The organism is Dictyobacter halimunensis (assembly GCF_036245075.1).
Genome location: NZ_BSRI01000002.1, coordinates 2,114,647 through 2,128,279 on the forward strand (window position 1 = coordinate 2,114,647; position 13,633 = coordinate 2,128,279).

The 13,633-nt window shown below is 55.4% G+C and carries 11 protein-coding genes; 5 read left to right on the top strand and 6 right to left on the bottom strand.

The genetic code is table 11. From position 1 onward, the window contains the following. Positions 1 to 16 precede the first annotated feature (16 nt). The 6 genes from AABA21_RS22865 to AABA21_RS22890 all read right to left on the bottom strand — a co-directional run bounded on the left by AABA21_RS22865 (position 17) and on the right by AABA21_RS22890 (position 4,918). On the bottom strand, positions 17 to 1,057 hold the full coding sequence (locus AABA21_RS22865; RefSeq protein ID WP_338253908.1) for a DnaJ C-terminal domain-containing protein: 1,041 nt from the start codon (positions 1,055 to 1,057) through the stop codon (positions 17 to 19). A gap of 73 nt (positions 1,058 to 1,130) precedes the next feature. Beyond that, the gene (locus AABA21_RS22870; protein ID WP_338253909.1) at positions 1,131 to 1,691 is read right to left on the bottom strand and encodes a nucleotide exchange factor GrpE; all 561 of its coding nucleotides are present in this window, start codon (positions 1,689 to 1,691) and stop codon (positions 1,131 to 1,133) included. Positions 1,692 to 1,866: 175 nt separating this feature from the next. Continuing rightward, positions 1,867 to 2,712, bottom strand: coding sequence for a segregation and condensation protein A (locus AABA21_RS22875; protein ID WP_338253910.1), 846 nt, complete (start codon positions 2,710 to 2,712; stop codon positions 1,867 to 1,869). Then, complete coding sequence (locus tag AABA21_RS22880) at positions 2,712 to 3,251, bottom strand: HD domain-containing protein (RefSeq protein WP_338253911.1); 540 nt, start codon at positions 3,249 to 3,251, stop codon at positions 2,712 to 2,714. Before AABA21_RS22880 ends, AABA21_RS22875 begins: the two co-directional genes overlap by 1 nt. Positions 3,252 to 3,279: 28 nt before the next feature. Next, positions 3,280 to 3,981 (bottom strand): site-2 protease family protein, encoded by a 702-nt coding sequence (locus tag AABA21_RS22885; RefSeq protein WP_338253913.1) that lies wholly within the window; start codon positions 3,979 to 3,981, stop codon positions 3,280 to 3,282. A 16-nt stretch (positions 3,982 to 3,997) separates the two neighbouring features. Then, positions 3,998 to 4,918: an MBL fold metallo-hydrolase gene (locus tag AABA21_RS22890; protein ID WP_338253914.1), complete on the bottom strand. Its 921-nt coding sequence runs from the start codon at positions 4,916 to 4,918 to the stop codon at positions 3,998 to 4,000. Between the two features lie 373 nt (positions 4,919 to 5,291). On the opposite strand from AABA21_RS22890, the gene AABA21_RS22895 reads away from it, so the two are divergent. From AABA21_RS22895 to AABA21_RS22915, 5 genes are all read left to right on the top strand, one after another. Beyond that, positions 5,292 to 6,257: a YihY/virulence factor BrkB family protein gene (locus AABA21_RS22895; RefSeq protein WP_338253915.1), complete on the top strand. Its 966-nt coding sequence runs from the start codon at positions 5,292 to 5,294 to the stop codon at positions 6,255 to 6,257. Between the two features lie 204 nt (positions 6,258 to 6,461). Then, complete coding sequence (locus tag AABA21_RS22900; RefSeq protein ID WP_338253916.1) at positions 6,462 to 7,190, top strand: LppX_LprAFG lipoprotein; 729 nt, start codon at positions 6,462 to 6,464, stop codon at positions 7,188 to 7,190. 67 nt (positions 7,191 to 7,257) lie between these two features. Then, positions 7,258 to 8,955 (top strand): MFS transporter, encoded by a 1,698-nt coding sequence (locus AABA21_RS22905; RefSeq protein WP_338253917.1) that lies wholly within the window; start codon positions 7,258 to 7,260, stop codon positions 8,953 to 8,955. A 43-nt stretch (positions 8,956 to 8,998) separates the two neighbouring features. Then, positions 8,999 to 10,192 carry a DUF4097 family beta strand repeat-containing protein gene (locus AABA21_RS22910; protein ID WP_338253919.1) on the top strand — a complete coding sequence of 398 codons (1,194 nt, stop codon included), beginning with the start codon at positions 8,999 to 9,001 and terminating at the stop codon, positions 10,190 to 10,192. 177 nt (positions 10,193 to 10,369) lie between these two features. Continuing rightward, the gene (locus AABA21_RS22915) at positions 10,370 to 13,576 is read left to right on the top strand and encodes an FHA domain-containing protein (RefSeq protein ID WP_338253921.1); all 3,207 of its coding nucleotides are present in this window, start codon (positions 10,370 to 10,372) and stop codon (positions 13,574 to 13,576) included. Positions 13,577 to 13,633 lie beyond the last annotated feature (57 nt).

Below are 13,633 nucleotides of genomic sequence, written 5' to 3' on the forward strand. Positions count from 1 at the left end.
ACTCTCCTTTGTTGCTTTAGGAATGTGCTTCAACGCCTCGACTACGCGCCAGTTTTTCAAACAGCTCTCGCTCCTCCGATGAGAGGTGCATGGGCAACACAACCTTGACCTGGGCGTAGAGGTTGCCACTCCCCTCTCCACGCAAGCGTGGCATGCCTTTACCAGTCAGGCGAAACTGCCGATCATTCTGCGTTTCCGATGGGATGGTGAGTAAAAGCTTACGACCATCTGGCGTGGGGACTGCAACCTCGCCGCCGAGCATGGCCTTGACCAGGTCGACATTGACGGGCACGTACAGGTCGTCTCCCTTACGTTCAAACACGCTATCGGGCTTCACGCTGATGACCAGGAACAGGTCGCCACGCGGTCCACCACCGATGCCGGGCTGGCCCTCACCCGCCACACGAATTTTAGAACCATTGTCGACCCCGGCAGGAATCTTTACCTGGATGCGCTTGTTCCTGGGAACCTGTCCCTGCCCAGAGCAGGTTGCACAGACCCGGCTATTGACCTCGCCGGTCCCATGACAGGTGGGGCAGATCTCGGTGGACTGGATACTGAAGGTACGCGAACCACCCATGTAGGCTTCTTGCAAGGTCACTTCAACCGGCTGCTCAATGCTGTCGCCCGCGCGTCGACGCAGATCCTCGCGCATACCGTTGGCACCGGCAGTGCGCGCTCCACCCATCCCGCTACGGCCGAAAAGAGCCTCAAAGAAATCAGAGAAGCCGCTGGCACCGCCGCCATCAAAGTCGAAGGGGTTGCGCCCACCGCCGCCGCCACCATAGGTGTACGTGCGGCGCGTGCCACCAGGGAAGCCGGAACCAAACTGTTCCTGCCAGTTCGGGCCCAGCGTGTCGTAGCGCTTACGCTTATCGGCATCTGAGAGTACCTCGTAAGCCTCATTGATCTCTTTAAATCTCTCTTCAGCCTTTTTATCACCGGGGTTTACGTCAGGATGATACTTACGAGCCAGTTTACGGAAGGCTTTTTTGATGTCATCCGAGCTCGCACCTCGCGCCACACCCAATATTTTGTAATAATCTTTATAATCCATATCCCAGCCCTCTTACAGAATATTGTAAATGAGGCACGATCGTACCTCCATCAACACGACCATGGGATCTAACTTACTTGCTACTACCAACGCTTACTTTGACACGGGCGGGGCGCAGAGTTTCTTCACCGATGGTGTAACCTTTACGCAACTCTTCTATGATGGTCCCATCTGGCTTATCGCTATCCTCAACCGCTTCTACAGCCTCGTGCAGGTAAGGATTGAACGACTCACCCACGGTCGGGACGGCGTTGAGCCCTTCACCTCGTAGGACTTCATTCATCTGCCACTGAAGCATGTGGAGCGTATGTTGCAACTGCGTCTTATCCATGGTCTCTTCATATACCAGGGCTCGCTCAACATTGTCCAACACCTCTAATAGCTTATTGAAGACCGCTTTTTTCTGATAGAGAACGCGATCAGCTACCAGGCGCTCCTGGCGCTTGCGGAAGTTTTCCCAGTCGGCGCGCTCGCGCACATACTTATTCCAGTTCTCCGCCGCCTCTTTCTTCGCCTGGGCGAGCTGGGCCTCCAGTTCAGCAATGCGCTGCTCCGCATTCTGATCTCCGCCATTGTTGTTTTGTTGATCTATCTTATTCGCCTGTTCAGCGGCTCTATCCTGCTGCTCTTCCATTGCGTTTGAATCGCTCCTTACTTACTATGTTTATCTCATTTTGACATAGGGATATAACAAGCTTTACTGTCCTTACAGTATAAAACTTGAGCCACACACTGTCAAGTTTCGTCAAAATGCAAGGGATGAGGTGCAGACGCGCGTCTGGTCGACGTCTGCACCTCATCCCTTGCATTTAATCATCTATCAATTCGAGCCATTCTTCGGACCAGAGGGCGCCACGGGTGAGGAGGATGGGGCCCATCAGGGTGTCCTGCTGGATATTGATGCGCTCCCATTTCCAGAGTTCGAGGATAGCGATAAAGGTGACGATAATCACCAGGCGCGAGGTTTCGTGTGCGAGGATTTCAGAGAGTTGAATGCTCGGCCGCTCGGTAAGACGGTCGCGGATCTCATTGATGCGCTCGCTGACGCGGACACGAGCCGTCGGCAGCAGTTCTGTTCCCCCGGTGGGCTCTTTGCCTTTCATCTCCAGTAACCGTTGAAACGAGCGTGCGAGCATCTGGGTCTCCAGTCCCGTCAGGGTGGGCGGGGCCCATGCCAGTTGTGCTTCGATACCGGCCAGCAGACTTGAGCGGCTATATGTCTGCAGGCCCTGCTCTTCACGCTCCCGCAGTGTACGGGCGATATCTTTAGCCAGCTTGTATTCGGCCAGGTGCTGCTGCAGCTCATTGACCAGGGCCACACCATCGCTCTCGGCGCCTTGCTGCTCACGCGGCGCCTGGGGCAATAAACTCTGCGATTTAATGAAGAGCAACCGCGCGGCAATCGAGATGAAGGCGGCCATATTAGCCAGCGGAAGCGCGTTCTGCTCCTCCCAGGTGTGGATCTGTTCCAGATATTGATCGGTGACGGCGACCAACGAGATGGTTGTGATCTCCATCTGCCGCTTCTCAATCAGGTGCAGCAGCAGATCAAGGGGACCTTCAAACACTGGCAGGTGGACGACGTAGCGGTCCTGGCGCTCTGGCTGTTCCCCTGTCAGGACGGCTGTACCACTGGTGGCTCGCTCTGCTGACATCAGGATACCTCGTCGACCAGGTGGAGCTCCGCCGCTGGTCCATGGGGCTGATGATGAGTGCGAATATAGAGGACGGCCCGCTCTGATAGACCGGCGGCCGCGGCCAGCAGCGCGCCTACCTCGGCATGATGCCAGGCATAGCTGAGCGAGCGTCGCCAGCGCGGAACCCGATCGTGCTCGATCTGACCTGGCGGCACGACGCTACGCCGCAAGAGCTCCGGCAGCAGGCGCTTTCCCAGTACAATCGTTGGACGTGTCCAGAAAGGGACGCGCCCCTCGGCTTTGCCAACATCATGCAATAAAGCGGCCGCCAGCATATCCCGCTCCTGGCATCCCCGCTCTTGCAGACCCCGGCAGACGCGCAGGCTATGCTGCTGATCCGCCACCGTCATGCTACGAAATAGAGCATGGGCCGAAGTCGGTAGCCAGCGCTCGACCTCGATGTAGTCAGAGGTGCTCAGGGGTCGCTCAAAACCGAGCTGCTGGCGTACCTGTCGCAAACGATAGTGTATGGTTGTCATCAATGATGTGTCACGCATATCTTAATATTTACCGGTGGAGTCTCCCCTAGTGGGGATAGACGAAGTACTGAACCAGTGACGCTCCCGCCGCCTGTGAGGTCAGGAACAGGGAAATATTTCGAATATCGGTGGCCAGGTTCAAAATATCAGCCATACCCACAAACTGGCCGATAAACGGCAGGAAGAAAAACACAATTAAAAGAATAAAGGGTCCATAAGCAGCCGACCGCGAAAACTGGACCGCCTGCTTACTGGGTAACAGTGTATAAACGATCTGATATCCATCCAGTGGATAGAGAGGAATGATATTTAAGATGGCCAGGCCCACATTCACAGTAGCGAACGCCGTCAACAGCTTCATCACAAAGTTGAGCGCGATATTGCCGCCAACGACCGGGATCAGCAGGCGTGTCAGGGCGGCAACAGCCAGTCCAATAATCAGGCTAAAGATAGGACCCGCGCAGGCCACCAGCAGTACGCCTGTGTTGGCGCCAACCTTCATCTTCCATGGATCGGGCTTGACCGGGCGTCCCCAGCCCAGTCCGGCGTACGATAGAAAGGCGAGGATTATACACAGCAATGTACCAACCGGATCAATATGCGAGCCGAGTCTCCAGCTCCTGCGCTCCAGCGTGCTCGACGAATGATCCCCCAGCCAGGATGCCATCTGGGCATGAGCCCACTCATGCAGAATAATCGCTCCTAGAAAAGAGAGGATTATCATTAACGATAAAATTACGTCTATCATTCACTCACTCGTTCTTTCAAGCTAGCAGGTCGATTTCCATACCTTCGCAAGCGGAGCGCGTCCGTACAAAATGGACCCGGGCTTCCGCTTCCATCATATCCAATTGGTTATCATCGTATGTCGGTTCGTGGTGAAACAGGATCAACTCTTTGACGTGCGCCAGCCGCGCAACCTCAGTCGCCATCAGAACGGTACTATGGCCAAAGCCTTGTTTCTCTTTCTGATAATCAGTGGTTGTGTACTGCGCGTCGTGAATCAGCACATCGGCCTCTTCAATGAAATCGAGCAGCTCTTGTTCGACCCCATTGCTCCACTCAACATCGGTCGCATACACGACGGCACGCCCTTTATACTCTATACGATAAATAATAGCACCATTCAAAGGATGACTGGTAGTAAAGCGAGTCAGCACCCTGGGCTCATCGGCCGACCTTCCTGACGCGGTGCGCGCCCCAGGGGTGACCCCTGGCTCCGACTCGTCCCGCGACCAACTGATACACTGATCGTCTACAATGGTATGAAATGTACGCCTGGATGGCAACTGGCGTACATCTACCGGGAAATAAGGCGGGGACATAAGCGGCACAATCAGGTCTTCAATTTTGTGTCCGGCAAGCTGAGGGCCAAAGAGATGGAGATTGGTGCGGGCATCAAAGAGAGGCGAGAAAAAGGGGAAGCCGATCAGGTGATCACCATGCCCATGGGTAATAAATAGCGCTACGTCACAAGATGCTTGCGGCTCAGTATGCTGCAATAGAGCAGAACCCAGGCCGATAATGCCACTTCCAGCATCAAAAATAAGTGTATGCCCCCCCGCCTGAATCTCAACACAGGATGTGTTTCCCCCATGGCGCAGCGTGTGGGGACCAGGAGTTGGATAGCTTCCACGTACTCCCCAGAAGCGGATCAGAAAGTGTGATTCCTCGACATTGGCCATATCTACTGCTCCTACGCAACCTGGTGTTTGTGATCGATGGCATGCATGCTATTCAATGAAATGAGCGCAGGCGCCCGGGAGGCCAGCATGTCCCCTGAACTACCATGGTGCAACTGCTGAGTGATGTACGCCCAAGCGGCGTTTACAATTTCGCAATTCACCATATTATAACGTGTGACGAAAATATTGAAAAGGTTGCTTCTGATGAGTTTGAAACGATTGGACAAGTTCATCCGTGAAATTATTGTTAAGCCAGAGTTAAATAACGCATCGATATACATGGAATAGCTATGGTGATTCAATTCATTCGCTATGCGTGATCCATCTGCCTAAATAGACTATTACGCATAGTATACACAACGGAGGAATTATAATGGCCTCTACCCAGCCGGCATCCGGCCAATCATCTGGCCAGGATGCCAAAGCGAAGGCTCGTGAAATGGCTTCTGATGCCAATCAGACCATTCAATCGGGTACGAAAGACGGCAAAAACTTTTTCAAGAAGTTCTACCACGACTGGTCTCTCCACCTCACGCAGGCGTTGACCTTTGGTCTGGTCACATCGGTCATCCCACTGGGCATGCTGCTGGTGGCGATCGTTGGCAGCGTCATCGGTACCATGAATGGGCATGCAAGGGATCAGTTTATCAAGCATCTACAGGGTATGCTACCACCACAGGTCCTACCCTCCCAGATCACCGCGTCGGCTCTGCAAAAATTCTCGCAAAGCTCTGGTATCTGGATCTTCCTGAGCGTAGTGGCGGCGATCTTCTTTGGCTCACGTCTGTTTACACTGCTGGAGGCGTGCTTCGATATCATCTATCGCGTCCCACAACGTCCAGCCAAACAGAAAAATATCATGGCCATCATCATGGTACTGGTGTTTATGGTACTAACACCATTGCTAGTGCTGACCTCAGTGATACCAGAGCAATTGCTGGGTTTTCTGCAGGGCTCCCCGCTGAGCGCCAGTGCGAACATACTCAACAAGGTTGTCGGTATTATCAGTAGCCTGATCGTCTCATTTTTACTGTTCGAGATCATCTATACCTTTATACCTAACCGCAAAGGCACCGTTAAAAATCGTCTGCGTGCCAGCGTGGCAGGCTCAATTGCCGCCGCCATTGTGCTGCAAATCGGACTCGTTCTGTTCCCAATTTATACGCGCTCATATACCAGCGGCATTGTCAGCCAGATCGCCTTCGCGCTGATCTTCATGATCTTCTTCTATATCATCTCGCTGGTGACCTTGATCGGTGCCACCGTCAACGCCTACTTTGTAGAAAATATTCAACCAACGCCCAACGATTTCGTCACCCGCGCCAGCCGTAGCAGTTAATCCAAAATACAAAATGCAACGAAGAGGGGAAATGCGCTCCCGCGCATTCCCCCTCCCATAGGTTCGGACCTCGCGTCCGATTATTCCCCCAATCCCGCGCCCGATTTCCCCTCCACGCATGAAAACCTCTCCCTATATGGTACAATGGATATTCGGAGTGCTCTCAATAAGCAACACCCTATGCCACGAGGAGTTTTTCTATCCATGCGAAAACAGGGACGGCCATCTCTCCCATCTTGCCTGATTAGCGGAATCCTGCTTATCTTTATGCTGCTTGTTGAGACCGCCTGTGGCACCACGGGAACCACATCTCCTCCGCCAGCTACCAGTACGTTGATCAGTCGATCACAGCATGCTATCCAGCAGGTAAAGTCCTACCACTTTCAGTTGACAACTGAACATCCCGGCTCGGGTGCGGGCGACTCTATGCTGGTGACGAAGGCAGAGGGAGATATTGTGCTGCCGGATAAGCTTCAGGCCAAAGCCGATGGAACGGTGAATAATACCGCCATCCAGGTGCAGATCCTGGCTGTGAAAGATCGAGAATATTATACCGACCCCGTGACCGGCGCCTGGAAGCGCACCAACGACCTGCTGGACCCGCGCACCCTTTCTGATCCGCAAACAGGCGTTCCAGCGATGCTGGGCAACCTGCAACATCCAGGTCATGCCAGCGCCAGTAGCGTCGATGATCGCACCTGCTGGTACCTGGGCGGCAAACTATCTACCCTCTACCTGGCCGCGATCACCGGTGGAGATACGCCGCCCACAGGTGATGTCACCACCAATGTCTGCATCGGCCAGACCGATTACCTGCCATATCAGATTCAGATACAGGGGATCGTCATACAGGGCGACACGCCCCAGACGCTGCGCCTGTTTACGCTGTCGCAGTTCGATGAATCGGTCACCATCCAGGAGCCGAAATTATAACACCGCGTCATCGTAAGTAATGACAGCGGCCCGCATAGATAAGAGGAAAGAAAGCGAGGAAACGATCGTGACTAGCAGGCGGTATGTCGCGCCACTGGCCCTGTTCGCGGTCTGTAGCGCGGTCTTTCTGACAGCCCTGGACCAGACGGTTGTAGTAACAGCACTGCCACAGGTCATTACGGATCTACGCTTGCCTCCGATGCTGCTGGATCGAGCCGCCTGGGTGGTCAGTGGATATCTGCTCGGCTATGTCATTGTAATGCCATTGATGGGGCGTGTGTCGGATCTCTATGGGCGCCGCCTGATCCTCACCCTCTGCCTGGGTATCTTCGCACTGGGATCGCTGCTGTGTGGCCCGGCGCCGCAACTGGGCGAGCATGTGCCGCTGGCGTTCCTGCAGCCATTGGGGATCGATACCAGCTATCCCGGCCTCGTCTGGTTGGTGATGGCGCGCTTCCTGCAAGCCATTGGCGGCGGCGCGGTCGTCCCGGTGGCGATGGCAGTGGCGGCCGATTTCTATGGCTTCGCACGGCGTGGCATCGTCCTGGGACTGGTCGGCATGGTTACCGAGGCTGGCGGCATGCTGGGTCCGCTCTATGGCTCATTTGTGGTTCAGCGGTGGAACTGGCCCGCCATCTTTTATATCAATCTCCCGCTTGTGGCCCTGCTCCTCGCGCTGATCCTGCTATTTGTGCCGCCGTCCCAACGGCAACAAGACCTCCCCGCTGTCGGAACCAGGCGCATCGATTGGCCGGGATCCCTCGTGCTGGGCGCTTCCTTGCTCTGTCTGAGTCTGGGACTGGCACAGGAAGCGGCGCTCTTTACCGCCACGCCTGGACCGGCTGGGGCCACGGGGAATGTCCACAATAATTACGCGCTGCTGGCGGCTGCTATGGTCTTGCTGGCCGTGTTTATCGCCCTGGAACACTTCCTGGCCCGGCGCGGCCACTGGCCGGTTCTGGATCTGGCCCTCTTCCACAAAGCCACCTTTAGCGCCGCCGCGCTGACCAGCTTCTTGATCGGGTCCGCCCTGATCATCGCCATGGTTGATATCCCTATTTTCTTCCTCACCGTCTATAATCAGGATTCGATGCAGAGCGGCTGGGCCCTGCTGCATCTGACGGCGTTGATCCCCGTGGGCGCGTTGCTGGGCGGCTGGCTCTGTCAGCGCTTAACCTGCCGTTGGACGGCGATCATAGGGCTGCTCTGTGCCGCGCTGGGCTTCTGGCTGATGCATCTGTGGCCGCTGACGATCGACTGGACCCTGATTACGGCCGGCGCGCTCAGCAGCGGCTTCGGCCTGGGACTGGTGATCGCGCCACTCAGCACGACGGCGGTCAACGCGGTAGATTCGCGACAACTGGGCATGGCTTCATCCGTGGTAACGATCGCGCGCATGATCGGGATGATCCTGGGGCTGGCGGCCCTGACATCCTGGGGACTGGGCCGCTTCCGAGAACTGGTCGCTCTTTTCAAGGCCCCGGCTTCGGCGCCCCCATTGAGTCCTGCCTATAACGCTCTCTATTTTCGCTACATCACAGATGCCGCGCACACCGTCTATACCAGTATCTTTCTGGCTGCCGGCATCCTCTGTGTGCTGGCCTGCCTCCCGGCCCTCTGGCTGGAGGGAAAGCAACCGCGCACACCATTGGACCAGCAACATGCAGACGATACCGCTTCTGCAAACATCTCTATTCATCATACCGATCAGCCATATGTACAGGAAAGCGAGGCAAGCCGCAGCTATGGGCAGAGGAAAAAATAATCATTCCCACAATGGCTGGCATCCTCAAGACGAGGATAATTTTGTGGAGAATCGCTATATCTATGAAGATGATTATGAGGGCTATGAGGATTATGAAGAACCTCTGCCACGCCCACGTCGCGTTCCTGGCCGAACCCATCCAGATGTTCCTCGCCGCTCACGAGCATATCGAGATACGCCACCAGAACGTCCTCGTCGCCAGCCACCGCAGCGGATGCGCCGCGTAACCCCAGTTCGCAAGCAGCGCGTCTGGCCGGCCCTGCTGGTGGGCTGCCTCATCGGGATCTTACTGGTCGTTGGCGTTATGGCCCTGCTGGTCTTTCTCGGCATCAATTCGATTCAGAACAACGGCCATCTCAGTGGGCTGCCGGGACTCCCCACAACCAAACCGTTTAAGCAGACCATCACGCAGGATGCCGGTGCGGGACCATTCAGCAGCATCCAGGTCTGTGACAAGATCGGCAATGTCAGCCTGCAGGTTGATCCGGCGGCGACGACAACAAAAGTAACGGCCCTGAAAACGGTCCAGGCTACCGACGAGGCGGCCGCCACCGCCCTCTTCAAACAGGTAACGGTCGATATTCAACCACCGGCAACGAGCAGTAAAGCATCCAGTTGCGCCAGCACGCAGCCGACGCCAGGCGCCAGTGGTACCCCTACCGCTACGGCCAGCCCGAATAATGCGCTGCTGGTAAATGTGACCTTACCCAAACCGACGGATAACCAGGTCGACCTCACCATCACCCTGCCCGCGGCTGCCATTCAAACCACCGATCATCCTTCGCTGGCCGTCAATGTCGAGGCCACCAGAGGCGACGTCTCGGTGGCGGGGATCAGCGGCATTCTCAAGCTCCACGATGAAACCGGCAATGTCAATGTCACCCACGCCATTATAGCCGATGGCTCTCAGATCGAGACGGGTGAGGGCAATATAAGCTTCGATGGCTTCCTGTTTATGCCCACCGACGCACAAGCCAGCGCCCGCTATACGCTGCGCAACGAGACCGGCACCATTACGGCCACACTGCCCGCCAATACCAATCTCACCCTGGACGCCAACACCAACATTGGCGCGATCCACAGTGATTTTCCCATTCCCGTCACCAATAACGGAGGACCTGTCAGTTACCATGGCCCCCTTAACCCTTCCGCCGCATCTACACCGCTCGCAACTCTTGTCCTAGATGTGAGTACTGGCAGCGTTAATATTAAGAAGGCAAAACAGGTAACACCCTGAAACGCTCGCTTGTCATAACAAAGGAGCCTAAGTATAATGGCACGTGAATAGAAAACGGATGACGTTCCAGATATAAATTTCTTTTTCATCCCTATGGCCTGATTTTGTCTTCTTACTTTACGTGCTGTCAGCCCGCTTTCTATTGACATCAACCCTGCTCACCCAGAAAGGAGGGCCATGGTTTGTACGTCTCATTACGATGAGACAAACCATGGTACAGTTTCATTCATGGATGTGGTAAACAACCCTGCGGTGCTTGGTTCTCTGCAGTTCCTGACCGGTTCGCTGGCCGGCAGATCTTTTAACATTACCAAGCCCATCACGAACTTAGGGCGTGAACCTGGCAATGATATCGTTATTTCAGATCTATCTGTATCCCGTCACCACGCCCAGATCATGTGGAATGGCAGTGTCTGGTCAATCAAAAAGACCGCCGCGCAGAACTCGATCACGCTCAATCAACGCGAGGTTAATCAGTCCCCCTTAAACGATCGCGACACGATCGGATTGGGACAGGGAACAACCTTTCTGTTTCTGGTCGCCGAGGGTGCGCGCCCGACACCACCGGTGACGGAACGCGGCTCAGCGCCCAATCCGGCGCCACCAGCGGTACCGCCCGCGTATGCTAATCCGGTCAATAATCCAGCGTTCCAGGCGCCTAATCCACAGCGTCCCCCGGCGCCATCCAATCAACCACCGGAGAAGCAACCGCAGGCGAATTTCGGTCCGGCCGCTTTTAACCAGGCCAACGCCTACGCACCACCGGCATATGGGGCAGATGACCCTATTGCTACCGCGACCCAGCGTGGTTCCCTCGATGGCACCTCCATTTCGGGAGCGCCAGGCCAGGGGATTCCCACCCTTGAGGTCAGTACTAATACCGATCAGGAAAGGCATTCCTATCCCTTGACTCCGGATCGTCAGGTGTTTGATATCGGTCGAGACCCATCAAATACGATCGTCATCAATCGTCCGACGGTCTCGAGCTTCCATGCTCAAATTGTACGCGAGGGGAATCAACTGGTTCTCATCCATCCTAATCCCAAACGGGGACACACCCTGAATGGTTTAACCTTCCAGGGTCAAACCATTGGTGGACAGCAGCCATTCCGCCGCGTCCTGACACGTGGTGATGTCTTCCGTATCAGCGACGCCAACGGTACGTTCGTTTCTCTGACCTTCAATGACGGTAGTGGACAGGTACAGGACGTGGTGCCTGAGCTACAGCCCATCCAGTTGGGCGCGCCCGTTATTACCTTTGGTCGTGCGCCAGATAACATGGTGGTGTTGAAACATCCACAGGTCTCCAGCCATCACGCTCGCCTGGAACAGATGCCCGGCGGCTATCGCATTATTGACCAGGGCAGCACAAACCATGTCTACGTCAATACACAGCGCGTCAGCAACCAGGTTCTCAATCAGGGCGACATCATTCGCATCGGTCCATTCAAGCTCACCTATACGGGTACTGTCCTTACCCAGCAGGATGAAAGCTATGGCATCCGTATCGATGCGCTAAACCTGAAAAAAGAGGGCAATAAACATGTCGTTCTGCTCAACGACATCTCTTTTGCCATACCGCCGCGTAAATTTGTGGCTCTGGTCGGTGGCTCCGGCGCCGGCAAATCTACGCTGATGGATGCTTTGAATGGTCTGCGCCCGGCTCAGCAAGGCATGGTGCTCTATAATGGACAGGACTACTATCGCAATCTGGCCTCCTTTAGCACCCAGCTGGGTTATGTTCCACAGGATGATATTATCCACCGCGATCTGACCGTGGAGCGCGCCCTCTACTATGCCGCACGGCTGCGCCTGCCGCAGGACTTTACGGAGCAGCAGATCCAGGAGCGCATCAATGATGTGCTGGAAGATGTGGAGATGAAGCATCGTCGCGGTTTGCTGGTCAGCAAGCTCTCGGGTGGACAGCGCAAACGTGTCTCGATCGCGCTCGAACTGCTGGCCAATCCCAGTGTCTTCTTCCTTGATGAGCCAACTTCGGGACTTGATCCGGGCCTGGATCGTAAGATGATGCTCCTGCTGCGTAAACTGGCGGATAAAGGACATACCATTGTGCTGGTGACGCACGCGACGAATAATATCAACGCCTGCGACTATATCTGCTTCCTCTGTCAGGGTGGTAAGCTGGCGTACTTTGGGCCGCCCAATGACGCCAAAGCCTACTTCGGTAAGACCGATTTCGCTGAGATCTATAGCGCCCTTGAGCCTACAGATGAGAATCCCAATATTCCGGCGGAGGCGGAAGCCCGTTTCAAGCAGTCACCAGACTACGGACGCTACGTGTTGGGAACGATCCAGCAGGGACCCGCCGGCAACGCCCATCGCAGTGCCCCGGCGGCACCGATCAATCCACCGAAACGCGGCAATCCCTTCAAACAGTTTGTTCTGCTCTGTATGCGCTATATAGAGCTGATCATCAATGACCGCGTCAACCTGGCTATCCTGATCCTGCAGGCGCCGATTATTGGCTTGCTCTTGCTCGGCCTCACCGGGCACGGGGCATTTAACAGTAACAAGGTCGCGACCTGCGTAGCCCGCGTCAATATGCTGGACCCAACATCGCATCCGACCGATAACTGCCAGGTTGTCGTCGACTTCCTGAAAACCGATCAGGGTAAGCAGATGCTCCAGCAGAAGAACATGAGCGCGAATGACTATCTGAAGCAAGATATCCTGCCTGGCTCAGGCACGGATGCGCAGAAGGTACTCTTCATCATGTCTTTTGCCGCCATCATGTTTGGCTGTATCAATGGCTCACGCGAAATTGTGAAAGAGGCCGCCATCTACCGGCGCGAACGTTCGGTCAACCTGGGCATCGTCCCTTACCTCTTCTCCAAGATCGCGGTCCTGGGTACCTTTAGCCTGGTCCAGAGTCTGATCCTGGTCTTTATGGTCTCGATCGTCGCTCCGTACCGCAACAGCGTCTTGCTGCCGCCGTTCCTGGAGATATACGTCACAATGGCTCTGACGTCGCTGGCGGGATTGATGACCGGCCTGCTCATCTCAGCCATCGTGCCCAACAATGACCGCGCCATGAGTATCGTTCCGCTGCCACTCATCCCGCAGGTCGTCTTTGCCGGCGTCATCTTCTCGCTTGACAAGCCGCCATTTCTCCAGGTATTGGGCGCGTTCTTCAGCACGCGCTGGTCAATGGCTGCCATGGGTACCACCGTTGGTCTCCATGGGGATAAACTGAACGCCGATAGTTTCTCGTATGTCTCGAACCTGTTCACGACCATCGATGGAAGCAACCATGGCCCGGCCGTCGCCCACCTTCTCCTATGCTGGGGCGCCCTCGCAGCCATGATTCTCATCCAGGCCGCGATCATCGCCTGGTGCCTCAAACGCAAAGACGTACGAGCCTAAAGAGATTCGGAGCAAAACTTCGATCGACAAGGTTCCACCGTCCCTTTGCCGAGAAAG